The sequence below is a fragment of the Paracoccus beibuensis genome, from assembly GCF_026162625.1.
Classification (GTDB): Bacteria; Pseudomonadota; Alphaproteobacteria; order Rhodobacterales; family Rhodobacteraceae; genus Paracoccus; species Paracoccus beibuensis.
Map to the genome: position 1 here is coordinate 1 of NZ_JAOTBD010000016.1, position 26,765 is coordinate 26,765.

The following is a 26,765-nucleotide window of genomic DNA, read 5'->3' on the forward strand; positions in this document are numbered from 1 at the left end:
TCCGTCTAGGGAACCGCCGGTTCCCCCACGCAAGGCCCCCGAGCGGCGTCAGGGGGGGTGTCCCCGTCCTTCCTCCGCGGCTTACGCGCTCCGTGCAGGCCGGGTGATCCCCCTCCCCCCCCTTCCTTGTCGGAAACCTTGCGCGGGTCCCCCTCCTGCCCTCGCCGGGAGGCAGGGTTTCAGGAGAGGGCCGCTTCGCGGTCCTCGCCAGAAACCCCGCCCGATTATCGGCACAAGACCGGAACGGGCATCACCACAAGGAAGGCCAAGCATGGCTGACAAGTTCGACCTCTACGCCCACGTCACCGACAGCATCATTGCCAGCATCGAAGCGGGCACCCCGGCATGGCGCAAGCCGTGGACCGGCGAAAAGGGTGGCGCACCCTTCCCGCTGCGGAGCAACGGCGAACCCTATTCCGGCATCAACGTCCTGATGTTGTGGCTTGCCGCCGACGCCAAAGGCTACCGCGCCGCCCGTTGGTTTACCTACAAGCAGGCCCAAGAGGCAGGCGGACAGGTCCGCAAAGGCGAGAAATCGTCAACTGTTGTCAAATACGGCACCTTTGAACGCGAGGACGCGGAGACGGGCGAGGAACGCCGCCTGCCTTACCTGAAAGCCTACCGCGTGTTTAACGCCGAGCAGATCGACGGCCTGCCCGCCGAATACTACGGCACCCCCGCCGAGCCTGCCCGCGACCTTGGCACCGAGACCGACCCCACCCTTGACGCCTTTTTCGCGGCGACCGGCGCGGACATTTGCACCAGCGACGAGCCGCAAGCCTACTACAACCCCGGCGAGGACTTCATTCACATGCCGCCGATTGCGACGTTCCACAGCGCCGCAGGCTACTACGCCACGCTTGCGCATGAAGCCTGCCACATGACCGGTCACAAGAGCCGCCTTGACCGCTTTTCCCGCTTCACCGACCGCAAGGCTTACGCGTTCGAGGAACTGATTGCCGAGATTGGCAACTGCATGACCTGCGCCCGGCTTGGCCTGACCCCCGATTTTGACCAGTCGGGGGCCTATGTCCAGAGCTGGCTGCGCGCGTTGAAGGACGACAAGCGGCTGATCTTCAAAGCCGCCAGCGAGGCGCAGAAGGCCGCCGAATGGCTGATGAAGGGCCAGCAGGTCGAGGCAGAAGAAAAGAGGGCCGCATGAGCGGCCCCCACCCCCTGCCCCACCTGTCCTGCCGCAAATGCGGCAGGAGCAACCCTTGGGTTTATTTCGCGCCGGTTGTGGTCGAGGGAACCGGAACGTGCATCTGCATGGATTGCGCCACGGCGCGCGGCTGGCTGGATGCGGCCGGAAACCTCAAGCCGGGAGTCGCGCTTTGACGACCTACGAGATCCGCGACGACCCCGACGACCTGCCCATCATCTGCGCCACCTTGGCCGAAGCGGAGCGGCGCGGCAGTCGCCGCGCCGCCCGCCTTGGCATCGAGGTTCTGATTTATGAAATTGACCCGCGCGGAGAGCGGCTTATCTGCGTGATCTAACCCCCACCCCCGCGCCAGCGGGGGTTCCTTCACCAATCATGTTGACCAGGTGGGGCGGGGCCGTCGAGCCGGCCCCGCCCCACCTGATCCTGCGCTATCCGCGCGGGAGCCGCGTTCGCGGCAAAACGGAGACGGCTGCGCCGTCACCTGAAACATCATGGGAGTTGAACCAGCCCGCTCTAGGTCAGGTTATACTTTCGGGACGGGCACAAACCATCTTTCCGCCAGCCGGAATCAAATACGGCGATGCGGCCACAAGACGGCCATGCCAGCTTCCACCGAGCTTCCCGACGCAGGCGGCGGGCGTCATCGAGCATGGCCCGTGCCACATCATCAAGAGTGAACCCGTCACCCAAGACAAACCACTCGCTAGACTTGGCAAAATCGCGTTCGGCAAGCTGCTTGGCGCTTTCCAGGCATCGGCTTTCGAGGCTGTAGGCATGGGGCATCTGGATCGTCTGCACGATCAAAAGCCGCTTCTCCAAACCGCGCGCCAGCTCCTTGCGCCGGTCGGTTGTTTTCCGCTGCGTGAACCCGATCTTGAACCGTTGCGGGTGCCGCTCATCGCAGTTGAGATAGACCGTGCCCCACGGCACGGCGCGGCGGAACCATCGGACCTTGAGGCTGCCGCGAGACTTTGGCGAGGCTGTCAATCCCCTGCCCGCCATGCGGCCCACTCCTTTTCCGTGATCTGGTCGATGGCCAGATTGCAATGCAGGACCGGCAGGCGAAGTGACTCTGCTGCTGCCAAGGATAAGCAGGTTTCCGTTGGAAGCTGTGCCGTGTGATCCGTCAGCTTCCCAAACCGCGCCGCCAACCTGCACCCATCTGCCGCGATGCGCGGGCTGATCGCGACTTCATAGACGTTGAGAACCTGGAGCAAGCTGTCGAATATCTCGGTTGCCAACTCAATCCCTTCAGCCGAGACGCCGCGCGTGTCCGCGCGGCTTTCGGCCAGGGCCATAACCACATCGAGGCGCACACTGGCCGAGGTCTTGCATTGCCTGCGGCTGCCCTTGATCTTTTCCACTAACAAGGCCGCGTCAGCAGTGTTGCCAAGGATGGCGAGGAAGGCAGAACTATCAACGAACATCAGCGTTCGCCCCCGGTGGAACAATTCGCGACGACTTGAAGCCGTAGCTTTTCAGCTTCTCTTGCAGGGCCTCTATCCGATCCTCGATGGTCAGGGCGGACTTTTGCCGCTCGATCTCATTCTGGATCGCCAGCCGCACGGCTTCGGTCTTGTTGGCACCCATCATTTCCGCCAGCGTTTCCGCTAGGTCGTTCACGCTTTCATCGCGGATCGAAAGTTTACCCATGTGCGCTCCAATCTGTATGCACAGTATTTACATTTTAGTATATGCGCATGCACATTGGTCCGACAAGTTAGGACAGGTGAGCCATGCTACCTGAGACGCTTTTAGGTCGCGTCCGCTTCCTACTGGTGCAGCCGGTGGACGCTATTCGCTACGCCCAAGAGACACCTGCCGACGAGCTAGGTGATCTGAAGGCTGCGGCTTTCCTGCTGCTGGCTTTCAACCTTGCTGCTGCTATGTCGGTTTATCAGTATGGTGACATGCTGGATGCCGTTCCGGGCATCGGCGCGAGCCTGCACACCATCCTGATCTACGCGCAGCGCGTGTTCGACCTTTTTGCGTGGGGCATGTTTTTCTATCTGGTGATCCTGCGCCGCCGCGCCTGATCCTTTCTTGCGGAAACAACGCCCCGCTTACCGCGTTTGTCCTTCAAAGTTGTGGAGGCAACGATGACCAAGGAACAGACAAAGCGGGGCCGCGCCCAAGATCGTCGTCAGGTCGCAGCCGGACAAGATTATGAAGTCCGCTACGAGGCCGAGAAGATGGATGTGTCCAAGGACGAGGTGCGCCAGGCCGTGAAATCTGAGGGCAACAGCCGCGCCAAGGTCGAGCGCAAGCTGTCCGAGGATTGAGAACATGTTGGGCCATGCAGAGGGGCGGCGCACCGTCCGGCCGGTTTCCTATCAAGAGACGGATAGCCGGTTTCGCATCGTCAACGACGCCAACAGCATGGGCAAGGCCCTGATGGAACATTGCGATCCGGCCGATCCTGCCTACCGGCAGGCGGCCGGATCGTGCATCGCGCTTGCCGAAGGCACGGCAGAACCGGAACAGGTCCGGGCTGACTTCATCCAGGCTATGACCTCGGCCGGAGTGTTCGTCCGCGGAGCCTAGTCACGACCCTCGATGGCGCGACAAACCATATTCGTTCGTCATGCTTCAATCGTGATCTTCACCTGATCCGGGCGGACCCCGAATGTCTCGGCAAGCTGGCGCTTTGCCTCGTTGATGGTCAGAGGCCGGTGCTGTTCTGCGACAGGCGAGGCCGGAAGTCCGGGGCCGTCCTCATCCTCATCCAAGTCACTCGGAAGAACATCGGTGCCGTTCACGACCAGATCCGTTTCCGCAATCGGCAGGAAGTCCAGACCCAAGCCGCCCCCGACTTGATACACGGGGGTTTCAGCATGGGGCAGATAGAGGGGCACCCAAATGCCCCGGCCTACAGGCACGGAATGACCGGCATCGCGCCGTGCTTGATAAGCTAGGTCGAAGCGACGGCGCACTTCATCTGCCTCGATGAAATGCACCTTAGCCTTAGTCGGGTTTTCCCGGTCATCGACAGACACCGCGACAACCGCATCCACGTCGTCGAGCGTGTTCCACTGTCGATCATCGAGAGTGCGAGGGAAGGCGATATACTGATCTTGGGAGGTGCGGATCGACACCAGCTTGGTTTGGGAGTCGCGCGTGATGCGTCGAACGCTGCCCTTTCCCATGCCCGTCGCGCGCTCAACCTTCCAGCCGTCAGCTTCAAGAGCTTCTTGAGCAATTTGGAACAGGCGGGTGCGCATACTTACTTTGTGCGGGGGGCTCACATTCGTCATGAGGTATGTTCCTTTGTGGTGAGGGTGTCTTGTGCGTTTTTTGTTTTGTCGCAGGAACATCCTTAACTCTACTTCATCTTGTTTGGCAAGATCCATTCTGTCCGAAAGAGAAGTGATTTTGTTTTGGCCGCATCCTTCGTGTCTGTCGGTCTAGGGCTGTCGCCCTGGCCCGCCCGCCCCGAGGGACCGCGCTCTAGGCTACGGCCGGCTGGCGCCGGCCTTCGCCCCGAGCCTAGACCCCTGCCCCTCCTTTGCGCCTTTTCCCGCGCCGCCTGTCTCGTCCCGAGCCAGCCCGCGCGGGGGCGCAATAGTCGGTTCAGCGGCCTAGTCTCGGCCCTGCGGGTGACGATCGCTTGCGCGGGAGCCCGGTTGTCCAGCCCGCAAGGGAACGACCTTGGGAGTGGACGCAGCGGGCCGAAGCAGGCTGTAAGCGAGACCACAGGGATCGAGCGTCAGCCTGTGGGCAACCGGGCGGGCGGTTGCGTGATCCGGCCAGACCTTCCCACAAGGCAGCTCACGTTCCTTCGCTCTGTGATGGCGCGTCCCGTTCGCAGCCATGCAAGGCCCGCCGCCAGGGCGGCAGGCTGGAAAGCTCTGGCCGAAGAAGATGCAGAGATCCCCGCGCGTACGCGGTGATCGAGACGCAGGGGGGATTTGGACAGGCCCAAACGCCCCCTGCCTTCCCTGGGCCACGCGCGAAGGGCGCGTGTCCGTCTAGGGAACCGCCGGTTCCCCCACGCAAGGCCCCCGAGCGGCGTCAGGGGGGGTGTCCCCGTCCTTCCTCCGCGGCTTACGCGCTCCGTGCAGGCCGGGTGATCCCCCTCCCCCCCTTCCTTGTCGGAAACCTTGCGCGGGTCCCCCTCCTGCCCTCGCCGGGAGGCAGGGTTTCAGGAGAGGGCCGCTTCGCGGTCCTCGCCAGAAACCCCGCCCGATTGTTTCGTGGCAGATAGTTCTGCCTTTCTGTCAGGCTTTGTGCCTTTCAGGCTGACCGGCCTAACTGAAGCGGACAGTCAGGGGTCGGCGCAGCATCGACGCGAAGAGCCCATCAGCGGCATTCAGCCAGGCCGCAGCATGGACGGCACCTTCGCAGGCGCAGCATCGTGCCCGGCCCTTTGCTGACGGTCAGGACCAACGCCGGGCACCTCAGCACCGGCCCAGAGCCGTCATTCGACCTCCTCACAAGCATTGTACGATTCGCCTCGGCAACTCCATCATTCCCGACCGTCTCAGTTGATCCCAAAAGCCGCCGTTCGTTTAGATAGTCGCGCCTCATGCTGAGCCACGCGCGATGGGCGTAATATTGCCGCCAGTTCGGGTGCGCCCAGGCGGCGCGAGCCACTGCTAGATAAGGAACGACCAACTAATCGCGGAGGATTCGAGACAGACGGCAAGTACCCGTCAGGAACTGGTGTCGTCCGATATCGGAGCAATCATCTTCCCATCGAATACCAGAAGCTGGCATTCAATACCCTCCAAAAAGCCCTTTACCTTAGACAAATCCTCACTAGTCGCGATCAGGATCTGAGATCGTCCACCTGCTATCCTAGAAGCCTCCGCCAGCAAACCAGCAACGCTCGCTTCGGCTGCTTCCTGCTGTCGTGGTTCGTCGAAAACCACTAGGCCCGGATGGTTGGTCTCGCTGCCTTGGGAAACGTCCAGCAGCCCGAGCTGATAGGCCCACTTCAATCGCACGCTATCGCTGGCGGATAGCTCAAACCCGATCTCGAAGCCCTCCTTCTCCGGCCGATAGCTGTCGTGCGACACAGTGAGGTCCTTCGCCGGGAAGGTGCCGAACCCATACCTTACGAGCTGGGACCGGATCGACGCCTCCAGCTTCGACAGCTTGCCGATGTCTTCGTCAGTCAGCCTCGCTTTCGGAAGGTCGGCGCGTTCCGCCAGCATATCCCGCCAGGTTCGCGCCTGCTCGTTCAACGAATCAAGCTGCTGCTCAAACCGCCCCATCGTGTCGCGGATACGAACCAGCTCCTGTTCGAGGCGAAGTCGTTCTTCGATGAACGCCGCAGACGCAGCATGTGATGGAGCGATCAGATCGGACTTCAGCGCGCGGAGACGTGCCGACTTGCCTCTGACGTCCTCGCCCGTCGATACCAGTTCCAAGTCTAGTTCGCGGATCATGGCGGCAGAACGATCAGCGAGCCGCTTGAACACCTTCCTCTGGGCGCTGAGGTATTCAATGTTGTCCTCAATGGACATCACCGACTCCAATGTTCCTGGTGGCAGAAGCGACTGATCGATCGCCTGCTCACACGTCGGACAGTGGTTTGGCGAGAGCTCGCGTGAAAGCGTGGAGCCGAAATTCTGGAGTTTCAGCGCGTCCTTGTTCTTTTGAAGATCTTCCTCGAGTTGGGCAATCCGCTGCGCGGTAGAAGCCTGCTGCACGAGTTCGGCCTGTCGGTCCCGGAAGATCGCTGACCGTTCTGTATTCAATGACATGATCTCAGCGCTGAGTACATCGGCCTCCGCCGCCGCTCCTTCAACAACACCTTCCACCTCGGGAATAGATTCGTTTTTGAGCGTCTCGAGCAGTTCCGCCAGATCCGCTATGCGCGTCTGCAGACGCCGCCATTCGCCGTTCTGCTGGTATTCGAGATACGCGTTTTCGACATCGCTTTCTAATGCGGTCGGCGCCATTGGCAGGCGCGCGGCCCTGAACCCTGAGGCCGTGGCGAGCGCAACGATAGCATCCACTGATTTGGACCAATAGGCTTTTGCCGCACCCATGCGTAATTCGAGGTCTTGGCGCCGACGTTCCGTGTCGTGGGTATCGAAGGCCATCAGGAACTCAACGGTTCGCCGGTGGACTTCTCTTATCCTGAACTGGGTAGGTATCGCCGCGGGTATCGCAGTCCAACCTACCTTCTGCTCAACGAAGAACAGCGGGAACAGGGTTTCGACGTAGAGCGGACAGTCACCGCCATCGAACCTCTTCACCGTCGGCAGGCTCCAACTCATGAACTCAGCCAGGAGCCGGTGGAAGCCGGCCTCCCGCTGAGCGCCGCCTGCATCCATCACGAAGTAGTCGCGGCGGGCGTAGTCGCCGGGGCCTTCGGTCAGCTCAGGGCCACCAATGACGCTTATGAGCCGTCGATCGCCTTCGGCGATTACGTTGCGCCGCACCGTCATCGTCTGACCACTGGCGTTCTCGATTTCCACGGCGACGTATGACTCGAGGATCTTATGTTCGACCCCGTTGGCGGGATTCTCGACGTATTCCCGCATCGCATAGGAGAGAGGGATCTCCCGCCTCGGGCTGAGCATCTGCTCGAGACCTAACGCATAGAGAAATGCATGGAGGATGGTCGACTTGCCAGACGTGTTTGGCGCGTGGAGAACGGTCAGTCCACCGTTGAGCCTAACGTCGGTTCCGTATAGACCGCCGGTCGTTTCAGCGCGGAGCCTGATATGCTTGATGCGAAGCATCAGAACGCTTCCATCTTCATTATCTTCTCCACCACCGTCTCCGTCGTCAGCTTGCCGACTTCCTCGAGGAACGAGGCTTCATCCTCAAGCAGCTTTTCTTTCCGGATCACCGCCACTGCCTTCTTGCCATCGTCGGACAACACCAGGGCCTTGCCTTCCCGAACGAGGACGAGTCCGCTGGCGGCGGCGAACGCCGCTGCCCGATTCACCCCGGGCTCAATGCGCACCGAAAGGTCGGCCGGTCCTCGACGCCGCGCTAGCACCTCACGCATATGCTGCCGCGATTTCGCTGTACGGCTCAAATGGGAGAGGAAGTGAATCTTTTGCAGACTACACCGCTGCCCGCGTGATGAGGCCAGAACGAGGAGCAGCAGCGAGACGCCCCAACCGAGGCGCAGGTCGCCGGCGATCGGTTCAGGGCGCTTTGCCACCGAGAAGTTGCCGGTCAGCTTCGACCGAATGCGATTGGCCTCTTCCATATCAGTCGAGCCTCAGTGGGCAGCGCATCAGCCAGTCGCTCACTGCGCCGAGCGCAATCGTGTCGGCCGCGCCGGGATCGAGATTCGGTACTGCCGCAAGGATTGAGGCCTTCAGCGAGTCTATCTCCGCGTCCAAAGGGTCGCCGACAAGCTTTCGCGATCCGAGCCGCAGGCGCCTCAACCGCTCCGAGATTAATCGAACGACGTCCTCATACGCATCAGGAGCCATATATCGCAGCGCGTCCTTGGCATTCTCCGAGTGAACGAACACACGGAGCAGGTCGACGACGACATCCTCCAGTTCGCCGGGATCCGACACGCGCTTCAACATTTTCGTGCGAAGGTTGTCGATTAGAGTCTGATCCCCGTCGGAGACCACCGCAATCTCGCCTTCGGTGGGTTCCGGGACTACCGGGCGGATGCGCCTGCGTAGTAGCATCCTGTGATTCCAAGTGTCGGCGTCGAAAGTCTCGCGATCTTGGATGATGATTTGAAAATCGACATCAACATACGGTAGATTCTTCGCCCTTACTTCCGCCGCCTTCTTTGCAGCGTGCTCTACCACCGCCTTGCTGTCGTGCAGCGGCACTGCCAGGATCCAACGCTTGATCTTCTGCTTCTTCAGGATGGCGGCCGCACCGCCGTTCAGATCGGAAAATTTCTTGATGTCGGTCGTCACCTTCGACTTCTGTTTTTCCGCACGAACCGCAACATCGACCGGCTCCTGGACGGCGTAGCATTGATACACTAGCTGCTGATGCAGGCAGATGAAATCGAGCCCGCAGTCACCGAGATGCTTTGCTGGCACCTTCTGAACATTGTGTGCGCCGTGCTCGGCTTGGAGCAGATGAAGGACGTGGCTTTCCCACTCGTCGCCGTCCCAAATGTCGGGCTCGCCAGCCAAATCTCTAGTTATCCCCGTCCCAAGAAAGTTTTTAACGCAGCGACTGCAGCTCGATGTTCCAGAATACTCGGCTGCCCAACGAAACACCCCTTTAGAATACAGATTAAACGAGGGACATCAGATACGTAATCCTATAAAATTCAATCCCGGCTGCCCGATTTTCGAACTTTTCTTCAGACAGAGCACCCGAGCCACCACATTCCATTCCAAAGCGCTTGGGACGCCTTCGCCATATCGGATGAGGGCCCACCTCAGTTTTCTCCCGGCACCGCTTATGAAACAGCCAGCATGGACATAGCTGCGGATACTGAATCTTCTGCGGCGGATGGCAGTCCAAAGGTCATCATAGGACCCGCCTTCTGAAGCGGCTTATCAGTCCAACGGTCCGCTTTGTCGGTGTCGAGGCCGGAAAGCCGTTAGCCTACAACCGGCCTAGAACCGGACACAGATCCCTGCCATAGCGAATGACTACTCTTCGTCTGCACCGGTCAGCTCAGCGATCCGATCTGACCGTCCTATTTCCGCCCTCAACGTCTGCGATGCTGCAACGGCGAAGGGTCAGAGCGTGAACGGCACGAGCGGCAGCTCCGTCCGCATAGCTGCCGCTTGCCCCTCTCCGCCATGGGTCTGCTATGCGCCCCCTAGGGGCATTCGAGTTCAAGTGCGCAGGCAGCTGCTATGGTGAGACAGTAGAGGACCTGCTGATAGTACAACACGGTCCTGGCTAGGGCTGGTATTCCCAAGGATTGATAACTTCGATACCCATCGCCTGAAAGGGTGCAGTGTCGCGGGTTGCGATGCTGGCAACCTTCTGTGCCGCAACAATGGCCCCGATCTGACCATCGGCATGACCTATGGTTACGCCACGCTCTCGGGCTCTTGAGACGCGCATCGCATAGAACAGCGAAGCCGTTCCGTCATAGGGAAGGATACGGCCGGCGAAATCATCCTGCAGCATCGCCTCAATTGTGCCGATAAGTCGCGTCTTCCGCTCACCGGTGGGCAAGATGAACGCACCGAACAGCAGTTCTTCTGCCGTGATGGCGGTCACGTAAAGATTGCCCGGCTCCTGTGCGTCAAGCCAAGCCATGACGGTTGGGTCAGGAACTGGCCGCTGGACCTCCGACAGCACATTAGTGTCCAGGATGATCATGAGAAGTCGGCAGCTTCGCCCGCAGTCTTGTCACGAGGTTGGCTCAACTCGTCACCGATCACGCCCATGCTCTGGAACCGCGATCGCAGCTGCTGTCCAAAGCCGCCCGTGTGCCGGGCGACATAAGAGTTGACCAGGATCGCACGTGCCTCTGCTTCGATGCTTCGCCGGTTGCTCGACGCCTGCTCCCGAAGATGATTGTGAACCTCGTCAGGGAGGTTTCGGATCATCATGTTTCCCATGGCAGTCCCGCCTCTGATAGCATTTCGAACGATATGATATCATCAAGCAGGATGATGTCAAAATGATATTGATGATATCACCGGCTTCGCGTGTCCATCAAACGGACGTTTTGCGGACTTTCGCCAAAGCTGTCCAGGAACATGCCGGATGACGTGTATTTGGACATCTTGATTTCTGGATGAGTTTGTGGACATTTTCGAGTAGCTGAGGGCACGAACGGCCCTGCTTAAGGAAAACAGATGTCACTCATAGGGTACGCGCGTGTCTCGACCTCTGAGCAGGACCTTGCTCTTCAGCTTGACGCGCTGAAGGCCGCTGGCGCGACGCGGATTTTCGAGGACAAGGGGATGTCTGGCGCTAAAGCGGAACGGGTTGGGCTGAACGCGGCAATTTCCTTCCTCCGGGAGGGTGACACGCTTGTGGTCTGGAAGCTGGACCGGCTTGGCCGGTCGATGACCCATCTGCTGCAAACGGTGACGGAACTTGAAAGCAGGGGAGTAGGCTTCCGGTCCCTTACCGAGACAATCGATACCACCACCCCAACCGGGCGGCTCGTGTTCCACATCTTCGGGGCTCTTGGTCAGTTTGAGCGTGACCTGATCCGCGAGCGCACTGGCGCAGGACTGAAAGCTGCCGCGGCAAGAGGCCGTAAAGGGGGACGGCCCATTGCCGTTACACCAGAAAAGGTAGCTCGCGCCCGTCAACTGATTGCGTCTGGCCTCAACGTGCGTGAGGCTGCCGCGCGGATGAAGGTTAGTAAGTCTGCCCTCTATACTGCTTTGAAAAGCATCCCAGTTTCGCCAGTGTAGGACGTCAAAATCGCTAACTGCCAGGTGGGTCAGGCAGCGCAGTAGAATCCTCCCGTCAGTAGTAGGGACTTATATATCGGGCGGTGAGATCTGCCTTTCAGGCCCCGCCTGCGAGCGTTCAGAACACGGTAACCTGTGTTCCGATTTCAGCGACCTCGAAGAGTCGAGCCACATGCTCGTTGTAAAGTCCGTAACAACCGGATGAAGATTTCCGGCCGATCTTGCGGGTGTCATGGGTGCCGTGAACAAGGTAGGCAGGCCAAGCTAGGTACAGGCCGTACTGTCCCAACGGGTTCTCGGGAGCCCCGCCCTCCACGCGCTGCGGCAGGCTCGGGTCTTTTTCACGCATGCTCGGTGTGGGAGTCCAAGGTGGGTGCTTCATTTTCCTGACAACCTCAGTCTGCCCGCGGCGCGTCAGGTCCTCGGTCATCGGAATGGAGCAGGGAAAAATGAAATGCACGCTCTCATCGGTCGACCAGTAATGCACAGCGCGGGACGTCACATCGGCGAGAATAACTCCCTTTCCGATGGCCGAATAGAAATCTCGCCAATGGCGTGCCCGGAAAGATGAAAGATTGCGCTGTGGGCCACTGGCCACGGCGGTCTGGGTCATGTTGGGCGTTCCCGGTGCCGGCTGATTGTAGGGCCCTAGGTCCTGTCCAAAAGCAGAAGTGCCCGGAAGGATGACGCTTGCTGTGAAAAACCCCTGCAAGAAGGTTCTGCGATCACCATAATGATGGTTCTTGGACATGCTCCTGCCTCGATTTCATATTTGCTCATGTCTTTTGTGCAGTCGTACCCGAGCATCAGCTATGGACCAAATTGCTCCGGAACATTTTCAGTCGCATCAGACGATTTGCAACAGGCCCGATCTCCTGCCTAGCCAAGCCTGCAAAGAGATAACAAGGACACAGCTCGGCGGAAATTTGACCCGGATGGGTCAACCGTAGATCATCACCGGCGTTCCAAGCTGAAGCATGGCGTAGACGTCCTCAATTTCCTGGTCTGTGAGCGCAAGGCAACCGGCAGTCCAGTCCCGGTTCTTGGGTGCGAAGACATTCCCTTCCGGCCCCCGGCCATGGAACATGATGTCTCCCCCTGCCTTTCGGCCGAACTGTGCGGCATAGGCCTTGTCCTGAGCGTTCGGGTAGGAAATGCCGACCGACAGGTGATAGCGGCTGCGTGGATTGAAGCGGTCAACGAAATACAGACCTTCAGGGGTCTTTCCGTCCCCTTCGAATTGCTTCGGCCCGATTGGTTGGTTGCCCAGCCCGAAATCATAGGACTTCAGCACGGTCGTGCCGCTGATGAGGTGCATTCTGCGCTGGCTTTTATAGACCACCACTTGTGTCACGGGTGGTCCGAAATAGCGTTTGAACTCCGGCGTCGGTCTGGTTGCGGCTTGGGTGCTCACACCGGATGAACCGGATCGTCCGCAGGCTGCCAAGGCTGCAATCATGGCCAGTGAGGCATGGCGGCGGGTGAAGTGGGACATTGACGAGGATTCCTGCAGAAGGCGTTCGCGTGATTTATGCAGCGGGATAGCTGTTGAAGATTTCACTGCTGCCATCCTTGCGGATCAGCAAGACGTCATAAGCGACGCGCCGGCTTTCGGGCCCCATGCCCGGACTTCCAAGGGGCATTCCCGGAACAGTGACTCCCAAAGCGTCCGGACGCTCCTGCAACAGCTTGCGGATATCAGCGACCGGAACATGCCCTTCCAGGAAATAGCCCTCGATCGATCCGGTATGGCAGGACGCCAGTTCGACAGGCACACCGAGATCGATCTTGTGCTGCATGAGGAGCACGCCGAAGCGTTCCTCACTGGTCACTTGAAAGCCATTCTCCCGCAGGTAGTTCGTCCACTGCTTGCAGCACTCGCAGCCGCTTCCTTCGACCACATGGATCGTTCCCGCTGTCTGCGACAGTCCCAAAGTCGGCAATGCACTTGCGGCAGCGGCCAAAAGCACGAAACGCCGTGTCAACTCCATCATGATCTGCCCCTCATTCCAGCACTTGCCGGTTTCTTGTTTGCCAACCACTGCAACCTCAAGCAGCTAGAGGTTCAAGAGATAATTTTGAAGTTCACGGGCTTGTCAGGCGCTTCGGTCTTAAGGCAGATATGGTTGAGCAAGTGGATGCGCGCGTCAAACTTGCCGGCTGCTCATTGCAGCAGCCAAAAGTTTCTCAAGTCTCTCTCATGATCATGACCAGCGTGAATCGTTCAATCCCACCTGCAGCAGGAATTGGGTAGAAACCGTTCTCGACCATGCCCTTACGCCGCCTAACACAAGATTTATCCGTTCAAACTTGTGGTTTCTCGCAATGTTAGACACACAGGACCGTAGTCCGCCCCAGAAGTAACCGCGAGAGAACAATGCTGACACGTCGCCATTTCATCCTGACAACCAGTGTGCTGTTCTCTCCGGCAATTGCTTCGCGTGGCTTCGCAAGCTCGTGGCCGAGTGAAGCTCAGATGGCTTCCTGGGATGCGGAGATCACTCCACCAGCCTATGATCCGGCAACCTCAAATCCTTGGGGTCTGCATCCTAGGTTCCTGCCGCAGCGTGTTGAAGCCAATGACGGTTTGACGCCGGGGGACATTCACGTCGATGCGGTGGCGCGTTATCTTTATCATATCCAAAATGATGGTACGGCGATGCGCTACGGAGTGGCCATCGGTCGCGGAGATCTTTATGAACCAGGAACCTATACGGTCCGGCGCAAAGCGAAGTGGCCACATTGGACCCCCACTGCGAATATGATCGCTCGCGAACCGGAGACTTATGCACAATACGCTGACGGTATGGAGCCCGGGCCTATGAACGCACTCGGTTCACGGGCGCTTTATCTCTATGTAGGGGACCGTGATACGTATCTGCGCATCCATGGGACGCCATATCCCACCTCAATCGGAAGTCGAGCAAGTTCGGGATGCGTCCGAATGGTGATGGCCCACGTCAACGATCTTTACAGCCAGGTTGAAACCGGTGTCAGTGCGACTCTTTATCCGGGAGAGTAGCAGATTTCACGGCAGCAAAATCAATCCCAGCAACCAGAACCATTTTCTACACGAAGAAACGTAGCGGGTAATATCCGGAAATTGATGGGGCGTAGGTCCCCCTCAGAGAACCTTTCAACCGCTTGCGAGGCAAATGGGGCCTCCTCGCCGCGATAGAAGCGGCAGAAGCGTCGTTTCCACTGGACCGACATGCTCATACCAATAGCAGTTATCCTCTGTCTGGAGGCGAGCGGTCGCAACATTTTGATGCGGAGCGGCCAATGCGACCACTTCCTCTGGAAGTTTCTGCGGCTCCGCAACGGCATCAGCCGACATTGCAGAGCATCCTCCGAGGAGAGAGATCGCGAGCATAATCACCAATGGTTTTGCTTTCATCTGTAAGCTCGGAACCATGATCTTGCCTTCTGGAAATGACTTAACATCAGCTATTGCAAATAGCAGGCAGGTACAAGCCAGCTGCCGGAGTAGTCTCCGCAAGGATCGAGTTGAGGTCCATTCACCCCAATGCCTGGCGAATACCTGGTGATCCCTGCGAACCTGCGCGTTGCAACTCAGGTGTCCTCAATGCAACATCGACGATATCGGCTTCCGGATGATTAAGCCGACCACCGAACTTGATCCATGACATCCTATGGGACCTCCTCCGGCCGGCCTCATCTGCGGCTGCAATTAGCCTCTGTTCTCTGTCGTCGTGCGGATGAAGAACCCGGTGGCGACCCTTGCCGCCGCAAGCATCAACAGGTCACCTGTCTTGATCTCCGTGGCCTCCGATGCCAGCGATTTCTCGGTTGGGTCCGTCGGCTGGCCATCGACACGAACTTCGTAGTGAAGGTTCGGCCCGCTCACGAGGCCCGTCGCACCGACATCGCCAATAGTATCATTAGCGCTCACTTGGGTGCCCCTTTTTATGCCGGGGGCAAAGCGGGACAAATGTGCATAGCGAGTCACGACGCCGCCGCCATGGTCTATATCGATTGTCCGGCCATATCCCCGCATACCTCCTGCAAAAATCACCGTGCCCGCACCGGTTGCCCTGACAGGCGTGCCAATCTTTGCGGCGTAATCTACTCCGGTATGCATTCGCTCGACGCCAAGAACCGGGTGCTTTCGCTTGCCAAAGACCGAAGATAGACGTGCACCGATGACGGGTCTGGCGGAATGTTGCACCCGCGTGCCGTCCTTGAACAGAATGGCTGGTTCGTCCGGGGGACCTGCTACCATTTCATAAGTATGCCCACTCAACTCCAGCCGGGCATAAGACAGCTGGGGTTCTCCCATAATTGTCCCGTCAGGTAGGGCAGTTTCCTGCCAAATCAGCGCCACGCGTTCTCCACCTTTCAGGTCACGGCGGAAATCAACCTGTCCCGCCAGGAGCGCAGCAAGATCGACGGCAAAGCTCTCAGGCGCCTCACGTTCTGCGAGCGCATCATAAAGCGAACTAACGAGCATGAAAGACTCGCGGCGATTGCGTATCTGTATCTGAGTGTCGACCAAGGCAGCCTCAAGAGGTTTGCTGAAGTCGAGGACAATGTCGGTCCCGTTCTTGACCAACAATGACAGGTGGTCCAGGCGGGCAGGATCATCTTCCGACACGCGCCATCTCAGCACTTGGCCTGGGATCAAGGTTGACAGATCGAAGACACCCGAGATTGCCAGTGCCGCCTCGTTTCGCGTTTCCGCGGCTATTCCCGCACGAGACAGGATCGCGTCCAGCGTATCGCCCTCCACCACTTCGTGCTGCGAGAGATTGGTTGCTGGTCCCGCTTCTGGTGCGGGTTCGCTCAGTGTTTCGGCATGTAACGGCGCGGTCACGGCAACAGCGCCGACAAGAAGCAGGATTCGCAAGATCATCGAATTTCATTCCGTAAGATGTATGTTAGCCTCGCTCCGGCTCCAGGAAAGGCCAGTAAGCCGCTGCATTTGGGTTCATGGCATCATGAATCGTCCGAGATAGATTCCAACAAATGTCCCCATCAATCCGAAGGCGATTGCGTGAGCGAGGGCATACTGGATCATGTCCATTCTGTTCCCACCAAGCTGGCGTACGCGATCCAACCCGCGCCATACGCCCAGAATAGCTCCTAGGAGCGTCAGCATCGGACTGCTTGGTGTCCAAAAGATATCATTCCTGTGCCCTGCTTGTTGCGACTGTTGCGCGCCTTCTGAAACCTCAAGCAGCTAGAGGTTCAAGTTGATTATTATCGGGTTCACCAATTTGTCAGTCGTTCGAGCCGATGAAAGACGAAAAGCCAATCCAGCGCATCCAGTGGGTGTCAAGCTTCTCGATTGAAGAGTCGGCGTGTGTGCGGTAGATGCGACTAGCATCGGATGTACGGTCTCCCTCAGTGAATGGCATCCTCGGTCACATGGTCAGTGATGCAGAGTGAGTGATCGCCCAGCACTTCGATCACTCGGCAGTCGGCAATTCTGTTTCCGTCGCATTGCACCACCATGCGCTCAAGCTCAGCTTTTAGTGCCGCCAGCCGCGCAAGACGGCTTTCGACCTCAATCAGCTGAGCCCGAGCAATGGCATCCGCTGCTGAGCAAGGCTGATCGGGATTATCCGACAAGCTGAGCAGATCCCTAATGGCCTCAAGTGAGAATCCAAGCTCCCGCGCATGCCGGATGAACGCCAACCGCTCCAGAGCTTTCCGGTCGTACAGGCGCTGGTTGCCTGCACTGCGCTCCGCTTCGGGCAGCAGGCCGATCTGCTCGTAATAACGGATCGTCGGGACTTTCACTCCGGTTGATACGCTGAGTTTGCCGATGGTCAGCATCAAATCCCTCTTGAAGCTATAGCAGCTAGAGACATTAAGAATACGAATCAGAAAAGACAACTGCCGTGTCCTGGCGGAGGAAAAGACGATGACGAACCGAGATGCGGCAGGCGAAACAGCCTGCGACTGGACGGTGTCAGGCATGGATTGCGCCTCCTGTGCCACAAAAGTGAGAGCCGCGGTGTCTCGCCTGCCAGGCGTCAGCGGTGTCGAAATCGGCATCATGTCGGAACGCCTGCGCTTGACGCTGGACGAAGAAAAGACTGACCGCAAAAAGGTCGAAAAGACCGTGCGGGCGCTTGGCTACGGTATCGCGCCGCGTGGTGCGGGAAAAAAGGCCTTTGTCCTGCCAGGTTCCGCGCCGGAGGCTGATTCACGTCACGATCAGCAAGGGCATCTAGAGCTTCAGACGAGCCAGCCTGCGGCAGACTCCTCAGGTCATGGCAGCCTCGGTCATGTTCATGACGACCCTGCTGATCGTGGCAAAAACTGGTATCAAACGGGCAAGGGCAAGCTGGTGATCTTTACGGCCCTGCTGCTTGCGGCAGCCTGGGGCGTGGAGTTGGTTGCCCCTCGGATCGGCACATGGGCATTCGGTGCGGCCTGCTTGATTGGAGTCGCACCCATTGCACGTCGCGCCTTTGCCGCGGCACGATTGGGCCAGCCGTTCACCATCGAGGGCCTGATGACCATCGCCGCGATCGGCGCCTTGTTCATCGACGCGGCCGAAGAGGCCGCGCTTGTGGTGTTTCTCTTTGCAGTCGGAGAGGTGCTGGAAGGTGTCGCTGCCGGTAAGGCGCGTGACGGCATCCGTGCGCTGGCGAACTTGGTTCCCAAGACTGCGCTGCTGGAAGTCGGCGGCTCAACACGCGAAGTGGCGGCTGCCAGCCTGCTTGTCGGCCAAACCGTGCTTGTCCGCCCCGGCGACCGCATTCCGGCTGATGGAAACATCGCTGAAGGCCGTTCCGGCATCGATGAAAGCCCGGTGACGGGGGAAAGTGTGCCGAAGACGCGCGGGCCGGGGGACGCAGTCTTTGCGGGCTCCATCAACACCGAAGCGGCGCTGCGGATCACTGTGACCAAAGCCGCTGAAGACAATACCATCTCGCGGATCATTCGCCTCGTGGAAGAGGCCGAGGAAGCGCGCGCGCCGACCGAACGCTTCATTGACCGGTTCAGTCGCTGGTACATGCCTGCCATCGTTGCAGTTTCGGTCCTGGTGGTTGTGGTGCCGCCGCTATTCTATGGTCAGGCTTGGGACACCTGGATCTATCGCGGTCTTGCGCTTCTGCTGATCGGCTGCCCCTGCGCGTTAGTGATCTCGGTTCCGGCCTCCATCGCGTCGGCGCTGTCCACTGGTGCTCGCCGGGGACTGTTGATGAAGGGCGGAGCGGTCATCGAAGCGGCCGCCAAGGTCTCCAAGGTCGCTTTCGACAAGACGGGAACTCTCACTCACGGCCGCCCCGAAGTCACGGACCTTGTGCCATTCGGCAGGACAACAGAAGCCGAGCTTCTGGCGGTGGCTGCAGGGGTCGAAAGCGGGTCAAGCCACCCGCTGGCCATCGCCATCCTGAACAAAGCCAAGTCGGCAGGTGTCAAAGCCTTGCCAGCGCGCGAGGCCAAGGCATTGGCGGGCAGAGGCGTGGTCGCAACCGTGGGTGACGCGCCCGCTTGGGTTACGTCTCCTCGCTATGCATCCGAGAATAACGGCATCCACACCGACAGCTTGCGGCAAGCGACAATCTTTGAGGAAGAGGGCAAGACGGCCGTCGCGGTTTATCGCGAAGGGACACCGCTTGGCCTGATCGCCATGCGGGACGAGTCACGAAACGACGCCGCAGAGGCTGTCCGCCAGCTCTCAGCCATGGGGATCACGTCCGTCATTCTGACTGGAGACAACCCGCGTACTGCAGCGGCCATCGCCGGTGGTCTTGGCATGGAGTTTCGGGCCGACATGATGCCCGAAGACAAGCTCAGCATGATCCGCGACATGAATGAACATGGCGGCGTGATGATGATCGGGGACGGCATCAATGACGCCCCTGCCCTTAAGCAGGCCAGCATTGGTGTTGCCATGGGTTCAGGCACTGATGTTGCTTTGGAAACGGCCGATGCGGCCATTTTGCGTGACCGCGTGACGGATGTTCCGGCCCAGATCCGGCTGGCGCGCGCGGCCATGACCAACATACGGCAGAACGTGACCATCGCGCTCGGGCTGAAGGCAGTCTTTCTGGTCACCACGATCCTCGGGATCACAGGCCTCTGGATCGCAATCCTCGCCGATACGGGGGCAACCGTGCTGGTGACGCTGAACGCCCTGCGCTTGTTGCGTTTCAATCCCGAACGCGAGGGCTGAAGCCATGCTGTCGGAATTTGGCTGGGCGGCCTTGGCGCTGTTGGCAGGCTATCTACTGCTCTTTTTCTGGGGCAGTGCCCTGGCGGCCCAGGCGGCGAACAGGTCCGTCTGGCTGTTTGGTCAAGCAAGAGGACGCGACCGTTGGGCGGCTTTTGGCTTTCGCGCAGCATTTGTTCTGGCCTTTCTCGGGCCGCTGCTTTGGCTGGTCTGGCCTTCCCTGCACAAGTCCGACCCTTTCTGGACCGAGGGCGAGGCAGTGGCGCTTGGCCTGATCGGAATATTTGTTTCCGGAGCCGGCGCCATGCTGGCTTTTGCCGCGCAGATGTCCATGGGAAGCTCATGGCGGGTCGGTGTGGCCGAGGGCGCGACGGGTACACTGGTTTCGGGCGGGCTTTATCGCTTCAGTCGCAACCCGACTTTTATGGGCCAGATCATTCTGTTGGCGGGAGTTTCTCTTGCGATCCCGGCTGTTCCGACAATTCTCGCGCCGCTGCTTTTCCTTTGGTCTGCGTCCACGCAGATCCGCTCAGAGGAAAGTGAGTTGAAGCAGGCGCTTGGTGCAGACTACAGCCGCTACCTGGCGACCGTGCCGCGCTGGATCGGCTTTCACAGGAGAACCTCAAGTTGAAGGCTGCTCTGACCATTTTCGGAATCGCGGCCACAGTGCTGGCAGATCAGGCCACAAAGGCCGCGGCGATGTCATTGATCTCTCCGGGTCAGATCCTGCCGGTTCTACCGGGCTTCGATCTGACGCTTAGCTTCAACGAAGGCGCCAGCTTCGGCATGATGTCGAACCTCATGGGGGGCAGGCCTCTACTCATGGCGGCGCTGACTGGCGCGCTTGCCCTGATCTTTTCCGTTATGGCGTTTCGCACCGACAACCGCCTCGAGCGCACCGGTCTTGCCCTGATCGTGGGCGGTGCCCTTGGTAACATCATCGACCGGTTGCGGCAGGGTGCCGTGACTGACTTCCTGGACCTCTACTGGCGTGACTGGCATTGGCCCACCTTCAATGGCGCCGATATCGCGATCACGCTCGGCGGGCTGATCATCGTCATCGCCACATTCGCCACAGGCCGCAAGGAGTCGCTTCTTGACCGCAACTAAGACACGGGGCGTGACCCGGGACGAGCTTACCCTGCTGGCGGCCTTCCTGATCGCCCTGACCGCAACCCTTGGTGCATTGTTCATCGGTGAGGTCCTGGGGCAGATGCCCTGCGTCCTGTGCTGGTACCAACGCATCGCGATGTTCCCGCTGGTGCCAATCCTGACCATCTCGCTTTGGCGCAACGACGGCGTGGCGCGGCTTTACGGCCTGCCGCTGGCGCTTGCAGGTCTGGTGCTGGCGGGCTGGCATTCGGGACTTTACGCCGGGCTGATCCCCAAGGCCGTTGCGCCCTGTACCAAGGACGGCCCGTCCTGCACCGATCAGGCGCAGACCATCCTGAGCGTGCCTATCCCCTATCTGGCGCTGCTCGCGTTTGCTGCAATTATTGTCTGCCTCTTGTCACTGAAAGGAAAACGTTCATGAATCGCCGTTCTCTTATAATCGGAGCTTCGGCCATAGGCCTTGCCGCCTTTGGCGGTGGCGCGATCGTGATGACTCGCAACCGGCAGGCCGAGGCAGAGGCCCAAGCCGCCGCGGCCCCGGCGGCAGACACGGAGGTGCTGGTGCGTGGTTACTCCCCCAGCTTCGGCCCCGAGGATGCTCCGGTCACTCTGGTCGAATTCTTCGACCCGTCGTGCGAGGCGTGTCGCGCTTTTCACCCGGTTGTTCAGGACATCCTCACTCAGTTTCCCGACCAGGTTCGCGTCGTCATGCGCTATGCGGCTTTTCACGAAGGATCTGACGAGGCCGTTCGCATTCTGGAAACTGCACGGATGCAGGATCAGTTTGAGCCCGTCCTTGAGGCGCTGCTGGAGCGGCAGCCCGAATGGGCAGTGCATGGCGCCCCCCGAATGGACTTGGCTTGGCAGATTGCCGGGGCTGCCGGTCTTGACCTGGAAAGGGCCCAAAGCATGCGCCTGTCGCCGGACATTGTGGGTATCCTCAATCAGGATGCTGCCGATCTGAAGACACTGGGCGTGCGCCAGACGCCCACTTTCTTCCTAGACGGGCGCCAATTGACGAACGTTACGTTTGAGAACCTGATTTCGGACGTCCGCAACGCCGTCGAAACATCCTGATCGCAGACCTCAGCCCTCGTCTGCATAGGCCGCGAACAGGGCCAGCGTTCGCTCGCTCACATGATGCTCGATGCTTCCGGCATCCCGCTCCCCCGTCTTGGCATCAAAGCCGAGACGGATCAGGAAACGCGGGACGATCTCGGGATGGCGGCGGCACTCGCGTGCCAAGGCATGTCCTTCTTCCGTCAAAAAGGCCGATCTGTATCGTTCGCGAGAGATCAGTCCTTTACGAGCCAATGGGTCCAGCGCCTTTGTCGCCGTCGGCGCACGCCCAAGCGTGCGGCGATGACGATCAGCCGCGCCTCTCCGTGTTCATGGATAAGCTCTGCAATCAGCTCGGCATAATCTTCGGTCAATTCGTCGCGCCGTGCTTCACGCACGCCTTGAATCGCCTTAGCGATACCATGATGTGGTGGACCTTCAGCCGATGGGTGCGTGCCACGCCGACCTTCTTCCTGAATGGCCGACCGCTCACCAACCCCAGTTTTGAAACCTTGAGCGCCGCCGTCAGGAACGCCGTGGCCGAAACCAGCTGAACTGACAAAGCCGTGAGATTGGCCAAAGCTGCTTGAACCTCAGGTGGCTAGAGGTGCTAGGGCGGCCGCAAAGGTGGGATGTCGATATGCTGAAGAAAATCAGGATCGCCCTTTGGGTCGCTGTGGCCGTGTCACTCGTTGGCGTGGGCGCGCTGCTCTGGCGTGCAGACAGGCAGGAGCAAGCCGCCGCGTTCAAGCCGGAGTTCTCTTTGCCGGATGAGGCAGGGACGGTCCGCACGGCGGAGGAATTCAGGGGCAAACATCTTCTGGTCTTCTTTGGCTTCACGAACTGCCCGGACGTCTGCCCGACCACAATGGCGGAAGTCGCTCAGGTCATGGATGACCTGGGACCGGAGGCGGAGGACGTGCAGCCTCTGTTCATTTCGGTCGATCCGGCGCGGGACCGGGAGAGTGGCCTGGGTGAGTATCTGGCGGCGTTCCATCCCAGCATCCTGGGACTGGCCGGAGACAAGGCGGCCACCAAATCAGCTGTCAACAGCTTCAAGGTCTTTGGTGACAGACAAGAGGATGCCTCGGCGCCGGGGGGCTACACCATGTCGCACAGCTCCAGCCTTTACCTACTTGGTCCGCGCGGCGAATGGTTGCGCCAGTTCGAGTACGGAACACCTGCGGATGACATCATTGCTGACCTCAAAGGACGCCTTTAACATGCTGAAATCACTCCTAGCCGGAATGGGGCTCGCCGTGATGCTGCCCGCCGTTGCGCTTGCCGACTGCGCCGAAGTATCTCAAGGCCAGCTTCTGATCAGCGCGGCCTGGTCACGGGCGACCATCGGAACGGCGCGTCCCGCCGTTTTTTATGTCACCATCCGGAACAACGGCAGCACAGATGACCGCCTGACCGGGATCGAGACCCCTGTGGCCGGGATGCCCATGCTCCACGAAACGGTGATGACGGATGGCGTGGCCAGCATGCCGCACGCCTCCGATATCTCGATCCCCGCAGGACAGACCGTCAGTTTGGCACCGGGCGGCTATCATGGCATGCTCATGGATCTCGAAGAAGAGCTGAAAGACGGAGAGAGCTTCCCCGTGACGCTGAAGTTCGAGAACGCAGGTCCCGTTTCGGTCGAAACGGCGGTCCTCCCTCTGCGCGCACGCGAGGCTGCATGCGGCGACGCACCCTGATCCTTAGCAGCGTCGGGCTGCTGTCCGCGTTGGGCTTCATGCTGGCGGTCGGCGCGTGGCGCAGCGGCGATCTGCCTTGGCAGCAGGAGGCTGCGCTAGTCAGCGGCATACGCGCTGCCGACTTGGGATCCATGTCATGGCAGCTCACCAGCCACGACAATGAAAGGGTCAGCCCGCAGGATTGGGTCGGCGAGGCAAGCCTTGTCTTCTTCGGCTTCACCTGGTGCCCAGATGTGTGTCCGATGACGCTTCTCAACATCAGCGAGTGGCTGGACAAGCTTGGCCCGGAGGCGGACCGGCTTGCTGTTCACCTCGTCACGGTCGATCCCGAGCGCGACAGCCCTGAGGTGCTGGCCGACTACCTGTCGAACTTCGACCCTCGCATCACCGGCCTGACGGGAACCCCGGACGAGGTTGCCCGCGCAGTAGAAGCCTTCGACGTGACAGTCCGGCGCGTCCCCCGGAAAGATGGCGACTATACGATGGATCACACCGCTGGCGTGTTCTTGTTTCGGCCCGACGGGCGGCTGTCGAGCATCATCGACCTGCACGAAGACCCGCAGTTTGCCGTGCCGAAGATCCGGCAGGCGCTTGAGCGAGAGGGATAGATAGTGACCCGTTATGACCCGACGGACGTTACTGTGTGCCGCCGCAGCAGCAGGCGCCCTGCCACGTCGAAGGCACCGGATGCAAGTGCTGCAAGCAATGGACCCGCCACCTGCAGGACAGCGGCTTTGAGAACACATGAAGAGCGCTTCGGCACCCTTCTCATGCAGCACAAGCTGGACCTTGGCGTGCCCGTCGAGCACTCGACCTGCCATACTGGTTCCATCGATGGCTATTTCCTGGAGAGCCACGTTCCTGCTGCCGATACCCGACCAGGCTGACCCTCACTGCGGCTGCAAGGTGTAGCAAATGCCCGTGCATCTCTCGATGTCGCCTGACGAAACAAGAGGGAGATGACAAGCCCGGATAGCTGCTCAGGAAGTGGGGAACTGTGCGCGACCACACGTCAGGTGTCGCCTGCGCATGTGCAGCACACTGAAAACTTGCCGTGCACCGGCTGGAGAGACGTCGATTAGCGCTGGTTCAGCTGCTTGAACGACCTGCGGATGATGCCTCTTGCTCCTGGCCGGATGACGTTCCTCCGGAGCCACCCTGCGCCCCCTCGTCGAACGGCTGCACCCAGAAGACGATCACGGCGATGAAGAGAGCGTAGACTGCTGGCAGGGCAAACACCTGCCAACGCTGAAACCCGCGCTCACGCCCGCCCCACCAGATGAACATGGCGTAAAGCATCGGCATGATCGCTACGAAGGCGAGGGTCACCGCAAACAGCTGCATGTTCTCGATGGGCATGCCGATGATCGTCAGCGGGATGAAGGCCAGGGTCATTGTCACGGCATGATCGCCGATCACGCTTGTGACGCCCGACGTAACCTGGCCGCTGCGGGCCACGTACCAGGTCGCGAAGACCTCGGGCAGCGCCGCGATCGGAGCTGTGATAAAAAGCCCGCCAATGATCTTCGAAAGCCCCAGTGCGCCGACGATCTTCTCGGTCGAGAAGACGGTGAAATAGGCGCCGATTGCCAGCGCCCCGACACCGGCCGCGGCTTTCCACTTTTCCTTCCGCTTCCAGTTTACGTCCTCGCCCTCCTTTCGGCCGCGAAGGAGGGCTTGGGCGACGTAGGCGAGATAGCCGATCAGCAAGATCCAGCCGTCCAGCGGCTGCAAGCCCCGCCACGGGGCCGGCAGGGTCAGGAGCGCGAAGAGAGCGATGATGCCGAGGTAGGGCAGCGCTTGGACCGTCACGGCCTGCGGGTCGACCTGCAACAGGTGTTCGCCCCGATGCGCCTCGTGATCGGGATGCCCACCTTCGCCGCCGATGCCTTTCTTCCGCGTAGCGAGATAGGCGGTCACCACCATCATCGGAATGGCCAGGACGTTCGAGCCGAGGAGTGCGCCAAGGCCGATGTCGCTGACCCCGCGGATGGCGCTCGTGGTATTGATCCCGATCTCGGGCGAGGCGGCGGCAAGCCCCACAAAGGCCCCGCCCGCCGCAACCGAGAAGCCCCATTGCCGGCGCAGCTTCTTCAACGGGTCGGCAAGATGCTCGGCACCCCAATGTGCGGCCCAGACCGCAGCAAGCAGGACCGGTATCCAGATGAACAAGCTGCCGCTCATGGCGCCACCTCTGCGGTGGCTGTGCTTGCTTCGACTGGATCGGCGGGCGCCTTGACCTCCTGTATTTCCACCGTGGCATGCCCCACTCCGAAATGCTCGGAGAGGCGGGATTTGATGGCGCGGCGGACGGCGTCGTGGTCGGTGCCGGGGGACACCTGTGCTTCCAGCGTCACGATCGGCCGCTCTTGCGTGATGGACCAGGCATGAACATGGTGAACGCGGAGCACACCCGGAACGCATTGGGCCAGATCTGTCGCGACCTCGCGTGCATCGAACCCTGCCGGAGCTCCTTCGAGCAGCATGTGGCCGCTTTCCGCGACGACCTTCCAGGCCGAGCGCAGGATGATGAGAACCACGAGAACCGACAGGAGGGGGTCGATCGGGGTCCAGCCGGTCCAGAGGATTACCAGCGCCGCCACGATCGCTGCGACCGACCCGAGAAGGTCGCCGGCGACATGCAGGGCGGCGGCCCGAATATTGAGGTTTTCGCCTTCGCCCCTGGTCAGAACCCAGAAGGCCAGGATGTTGACGATAAGCCCGGCGACGGCGATCCAGAGCATCACGCCGCCCAGCACCTCGCCCGGGTCCCAGAGGCGCTGGAGCGCCTCATAGGTGATCCAGCCGGCGATGACAAAGAGCGACAGGCCGTTGACGAAGGCTGCAAGGACGCTCAGGCGGTCGAAACCGTAGGTCTGCCGCCAGGTCGCCGGACGCCGCGCGAAGCGGAATGCCAGCCAGGCCAGGACGAGCGACGCAAAGTCCGTCAGCATGTGCCCGGCGTCAGCCAGAAGGGCAAGCGAACCGGAGATGAGGCCCCCGGCCACCTCCGCTAGCATGAAGCCGCCTGTCAGCAGCGCAGCGATGGCGATCGCGCGCTCGCTCCCGTGCCCATGTCCGTGCCCGCCTGAGCCGTGGCGATGTCCTGAACCCATGCGCTACTCCTTCTTTGCTGGCTCAACACCAGAGAAACGGGATTGTTTCAGTAAGCAGCGTGACCTTCTTTGGAGGAAAGCGCTGCAAGGAGACGGACCTCGTAACTACCTAATCGGTTGCCTCGCGTTGGTCACTAATCGCGCTTCGGCATTTCAGTGCGTCGGAGAATACTT

36 protein-coding genes are annotated in these 26,765 nt (G+C 60.1%); 18 read left to right on the forward strand and 18 right to left on the reverse strand.

Annotated features, from left to right (window positions below):
* The first annotated feature begins 271 nt into the window (after positions 1–271).
* From OC159_RS11165 to OC159_RS11175, 3 genes are read left to right on the forward strand one after another with little or no spacing between them, the layout of a single operon-like run.
* On the forward strand, positions 272–1,162 hold the full coding sequence (locus OC159_RS11165) for an ArdC family protein (protein ID WP_265501233.1): 891 nt from the start codon (positions 272–274) through the stop codon (positions 1,160–1,162).
* Complete coding sequence (locus OC159_RS11170) at positions 1,159–1,338, forward strand: hypothetical protein (RefSeq protein ID WP_265501234.1); 180 nt, start codon at positions 1,159–1,161, stop codon at positions 1,336–1,338. The genes OC159_RS11165 and OC159_RS11170 overlap by 4 nt, the downstream gene beginning before the upstream one ends.
* The gene (locus OC159_RS11175) at positions 1,335–1,499 is read left to right on the forward strand and encodes a hypothetical protein (RefSeq protein WP_265501235.1); all 165 of its coding nucleotides are present in this window, start codon (positions 1,335–1,337) and stop codon (positions 1,497–1,499) included. The genes OC159_RS11170 and OC159_RS11175 overlap by 4 nt, the downstream gene beginning before the upstream one ends.
* 179 nt (positions 1,500–1,678) lie before the next feature.
* Here the strand turns inward: OC159_RS11175 and OC159_RS11180 are convergent, their stop codons facing one another.
* From OC159_RS11180 to OC159_RS11190, 3 genes are read right to left on the reverse strand one after another with little or no spacing between them, the layout of a single operon-like run.
* The gene (locus tag OC159_RS11180; RefSeq protein ID WP_265501236.1) at positions 1,679–2,167 is read right to left on the reverse strand and encodes a GIY-YIG nuclease family protein; all 489 of its coding nucleotides are present in this window, start codon (positions 2,165–2,167) and stop codon (positions 1,679–1,681) included.
* Positions 2,149–2,592 (reverse strand): PIN domain-containing protein, encoded by a 444-nt coding sequence (locus OC159_RS11185; protein WP_265501237.1) that lies wholly within the window; start codon positions 2,590–2,592, stop codon positions 2,149–2,151. Before OC159_RS11185 ends, OC159_RS11180 begins: the two co-directional genes overlap by 19 nt.
* Positions 2,582–2,818 carry a type II toxin-antitoxin system VapB family antitoxin gene (locus OC159_RS11190; protein WP_265501238.1) on the reverse strand — a complete coding sequence of 79 codons (237 nt, stop codon included), beginning with the start codon at positions 2,816–2,818 and terminating at the stop codon, positions 2,582–2,584. Before OC159_RS11190 ends, OC159_RS11185 begins: the two co-directional genes overlap by 11 nt.
* Before the next feature lie 83 nt (positions 2,819–2,901).
* Here OC159_RS11190 and OC159_RS11195 point away from each other — a divergent pair, with 83 nt between their 5' ends.
* The 3 genes from OC159_RS11195 to OC159_RS11205 all read left to right on the forward strand — a co-directional run bounded on the left by OC159_RS11195 (position 2,902) and on the right by OC159_RS11205 (position 3,709).
* Positions 2,902–3,201, forward strand: coding sequence for a hypothetical protein (locus OC159_RS11195; RefSeq protein ID WP_265501239.1), 300 nt, complete (start codon positions 2,902–2,904; stop codon positions 3,199–3,201).
* 63 nt (positions 3,202–3,264) lie between these two features.
* Positions 3,265–3,447 (forward strand): DUF3606 domain-containing protein, encoded by a 183-nt coding sequence (locus OC159_RS11200; RefSeq protein ID WP_265501240.1) that lies wholly within the window; start codon positions 3,265–3,267, stop codon positions 3,445–3,447.
* A 7-nt stretch (positions 3,448–3,454) separates the two neighbouring features.
* Positions 3,455–3,709: a DUF982 domain-containing protein gene (locus tag OC159_RS11205; protein ID WP_265501241.1), complete on the forward strand. Its 255-nt coding sequence runs from the start codon at positions 3,455–3,457 to the stop codon at positions 3,707–3,709.
* A gap of 38 nt (positions 3,710–3,747) precedes the next feature.
* Here OC159_RS11205 and OC159_RS11210 read toward each other — a convergent pair whose 3' ends face one another.
* From OC159_RS11210 to OC159_RS11235, 6 genes are all read right to left on the reverse strand, one after another.
* Positions 3,748–4,515, reverse strand: a complete 768-nt coding sequence (locus OC159_RS11210) for a hypothetical protein (protein WP_265501242.1) — start codon at positions 4,513–4,515, stop codon at positions 3,748–3,750.
* 1,302 nt (positions 4,516–5,817) lie between these two features.
* Positions 5,818–7,860, reverse strand: a complete 2,043-nt coding sequence (locus OC159_RS11215) for an AAA family ATPase (protein WP_265501243.1) — start codon at positions 7,858–7,860, stop codon at positions 5,818–5,820.
* The gene (locus OC159_RS11220) at positions 7,860–8,339 is read right to left on the reverse strand and encodes a helix-turn-helix domain-containing protein (RefSeq protein ID WP_265501244.1); all 480 of its coding nucleotides are present in this window, start codon (positions 8,337–8,339) and stop codon (positions 7,860–7,862) included. Before OC159_RS11220 ends, OC159_RS11215 begins: the two co-directional genes overlap by 1 nt.
* A gap of 1 nt (position 8,340) precedes the next feature.
* Positions 8,341–9,243: a hypothetical protein gene (locus OC159_RS11225; RefSeq protein ID WP_265501245.1), complete on the reverse strand. Its 903-nt coding sequence runs from the start codon at positions 9,241–9,243 to the stop codon at positions 8,341–8,343.
* A gap of 724 nt (positions 9,244–9,967) precedes the next feature.
* Entirely contained in the window at positions 9,968–10,396 is a 429-nt protein-coding gene (locus OC159_RS11230; protein WP_265501246.1) for a type II toxin-antitoxin system VapC family toxin, read from the reverse strand.
* Positions 10,393–10,638, reverse strand: a complete 246-nt coding sequence (locus OC159_RS11235) for a FitA-like ribbon-helix-helix domain-containing protein (RefSeq protein WP_265501247.1) — start codon at positions 10,636–10,638, stop codon at positions 10,393–10,395. The genes OC159_RS11230 and OC159_RS11235 overlap by 4 nt, the downstream gene beginning before the upstream one ends.
* 240 nt (positions 10,639–10,878) lie before the next feature.
* Here OC159_RS11235 and OC159_RS11240 point away from each other — a divergent pair, with 240 nt between their 5' ends.
* Complete coding sequence (locus OC159_RS11240; RefSeq protein ID WP_265501248.1) at positions 10,879–11,448, forward strand: recombinase family protein; 570 nt, start codon at positions 10,879–10,881, stop codon at positions 11,446–11,448.
* Positions 11,449–11,566: 118 nt separating this feature from the next.
* Here the strand turns inward: OC159_RS11240 and OC159_RS11245 are convergent, their stop codons facing one another.
* The 3 genes from OC159_RS11245 to OC159_RS11255 all read right to left on the reverse strand — a co-directional run bounded on the left by OC159_RS11245 (position 11,567) and on the right by OC159_RS11255 (position 13,439).
* The gene (locus OC159_RS11245) at positions 11,567–12,199 is read right to left on the reverse strand and encodes a L,D-transpeptidase (RefSeq protein ID WP_265501249.1); all 633 of its coding nucleotides are present in this window, start codon (positions 12,197–12,199) and stop codon (positions 11,567–11,569) included.
* A 189-nt stretch (positions 12,200–12,388) separates the two neighbouring features.
* Positions 12,389–13,018, reverse strand: a complete 630-nt coding sequence (locus OC159_RS11250) for a L,D-transpeptidase family protein (protein WP_322626726.1) — start codon at positions 13,016–13,018, stop codon at positions 12,389–12,391.
* Positions 12,978–13,439 carry a DUF411 domain-containing protein gene (locus OC159_RS11255; RefSeq protein WP_265501307.1) on the reverse strand — a complete coding sequence of 154 codons (462 nt, stop codon included), beginning with the start codon at positions 13,437–13,439 and terminating at the stop codon, positions 12,978–12,980. Before OC159_RS11255 ends, OC159_RS11250 begins: the two co-directional genes overlap by 41 nt.
* A gap of 386 nt (positions 13,440–13,825) precedes the next feature.
* On the opposite strand from OC159_RS11255, the gene OC159_RS11260 reads away from it, so the two are divergent.
* Complete coding sequence (locus OC159_RS11260; protein WP_265501250.1) at positions 13,826–14,470, forward strand: L,D-transpeptidase; 645 nt, start codon at positions 13,826–13,828, stop codon at positions 14,468–14,470.
* 496 nt (positions 14,471–14,966) lie between these two features.
* Here OC159_RS11260 and OC159_RS11270 read toward each other — a convergent pair whose 3' ends face one another.
* The 3 genes from OC159_RS11270 to OC159_RS11280 form a co-directional block, all read right to left on the reverse strand.
* Positions 14,967–15,098, reverse strand: a complete 132-nt coding sequence (locus OC159_RS11270; RefSeq protein ID WP_265501252.1) for a hypothetical protein — start codon at positions 15,096–15,098, stop codon at positions 14,967–14,969.
* Between the two features lie 41 nt (positions 15,099–15,139).
* The gene (locus tag OC159_RS11275) at positions 15,140–16,321 is read right to left on the reverse strand and encodes a M23 family metallopeptidase (RefSeq protein ID WP_265501253.1); all 1,182 of its coding nucleotides are present in this window, start codon (positions 16,319–16,321) and stop codon (positions 15,140–15,142) included.
* 491 nt (positions 16,322–16,812) lie between these two features.
* A complete protein-coding gene (locus tag OC159_RS11280; RefSeq protein ID WP_265501308.1) occupies positions 16,813–17,247 on the reverse strand; it encodes a MerR family transcriptional regulator in 435 nt (144 codons plus the stop codon).
* Positions 17,248–17,335: 88 nt separating this feature from the next.
* Between OC159_RS11280 and OC159_RS11285 the strand changes: the two genes are divergently transcribed.
* From OC159_RS11285 to OC159_RS11305, 5 genes are read left to right on the forward strand one after another with little or no spacing between them, the layout of a single operon-like run.
* Positions 17,336–19,603, forward strand: a complete 2,268-nt coding sequence (locus tag OC159_RS11285) for a heavy metal translocating P-type ATPase (protein WP_265501254.1) — start codon at positions 17,336–17,338, stop codon at positions 19,601–19,603.
* Positions 19,604–19,607: 4 nt separating this feature from the next.
* Entirely contained in the window at positions 19,608–20,231 is a 624-nt protein-coding gene (locus tag OC159_RS11290; protein WP_265501255.1) for a methyltransferase family protein, read from the forward strand.
* Positions 20,228–20,710, forward strand: coding sequence for a signal peptidase II (gene lspA / locus OC159_RS11295; RefSeq protein WP_265501256.1), 483 nt, complete (start codon positions 20,228–20,230; stop codon positions 20,708–20,710). The genes OC159_RS11290 and lspA overlap by 4 nt, the downstream gene beginning before the upstream one ends.
* Complete coding sequence (locus OC159_RS11300; protein WP_265501257.1) at positions 20,697–21,134, forward strand: disulfide bond formation protein B; 438 nt, start codon at positions 20,697–20,699, stop codon at positions 21,132–21,134. Before lspA ends, OC159_RS11300 begins: the two co-directional genes overlap by 14 nt.
* A complete protein-coding gene (locus OC159_RS11305; RefSeq protein WP_265501258.1) occupies positions 21,131–21,790 on the forward strand; it encodes a DsbA family protein in 660 nt (219 codons plus the stop codon). Before OC159_RS11300 ends, OC159_RS11305 begins: the two co-directional genes overlap by 4 nt.
* 9 nt (positions 21,791–21,799) lie before the next feature.
* On the opposite strand, the gene OC159_RS20010 is transcribed toward OC159_RS11305, so the two are convergent.
* Entirely contained in the window at positions 21,800–21,958 is a 159-nt protein-coding gene (locus OC159_RS20010; RefSeq protein ID WP_322626727.1) for a hypothetical protein, read from the reverse strand.
* A gap of 146 nt (positions 21,959–22,104) precedes the next feature.
* On the opposite strand from OC159_RS20010, the gene OC159_RS11315 reads away from it, so the two are divergent.
* From OC159_RS11315 to OC159_RS11335, 5 genes are all read left to right on the forward strand, one after another.
* Entirely contained in the window at positions 22,105–22,326 is a 222-nt protein-coding gene (locus OC159_RS11315; RefSeq protein ID WP_265501311.1) for a hypothetical protein, read from the forward strand.
* Between the two features lie 86 nt (positions 22,327–22,412).
* Positions 22,413–22,994 carry an SCO family protein gene (locus OC159_RS11320; protein WP_265501259.1) on the forward strand — a complete coding sequence of 194 codons (582 nt, stop codon included), beginning with the start codon at positions 22,413–22,415 and terminating at the stop codon, positions 22,992–22,994.
* A gap of 1 nt (position 22,995) precedes the next feature.
* A complete protein-coding gene (locus OC159_RS11325; protein WP_265501260.1) occupies positions 22,996–23,475 on the forward strand; it encodes a copper chaperone PCu(A)C in 480 nt (159 codons plus the stop codon).
* Positions 23,476–23,513: 38 nt separating this feature from the next.
* Positions 23,514–24,083 (forward strand): SCO family protein, encoded by a 570-nt coding sequence (locus tag OC159_RS11330; RefSeq protein WP_265501261.1) that lies wholly within the window; start codon positions 23,514–23,516, stop codon positions 24,081–24,083.
* 126 nt (positions 24,084–24,209) lie between these two features.
* Positions 24,210–24,362 (forward strand): DUF411 domain-containing protein, encoded by a 153-nt coding sequence (locus OC159_RS11335; RefSeq protein WP_265501262.1) that lies wholly within the window; start codon positions 24,210–24,212, stop codon positions 24,360–24,362.
* A gap of 202 nt (positions 24,363–24,564) precedes the next feature.
* Here OC159_RS11335 and OC159_RS11340 read toward each other — a convergent pair whose 3' ends face one another.
* Together OC159_RS11340 and OC159_RS11345 are read right to left on the reverse strand one after the other, a co-directional pair.
* Positions 24,565–25,659, reverse strand: coding sequence for a sodium:calcium antiporter (locus OC159_RS11340; protein ID WP_265501263.1), 1,095 nt, complete (start codon positions 25,657–25,659; stop codon positions 24,565–24,567).
* The gene (locus OC159_RS11345) at positions 25,656–26,591 is read right to left on the reverse strand and encodes a cation diffusion facilitator family transporter (protein ID WP_265501264.1); all 936 of its coding nucleotides are present in this window, start codon (positions 26,589–26,591) and stop codon (positions 25,656–25,658) included. Before OC159_RS11345 ends, OC159_RS11340 begins: the two co-directional genes overlap by 4 nt.
* Between the last annotated feature and the right edge of the window lie 174 nt (positions 26,592–26,765).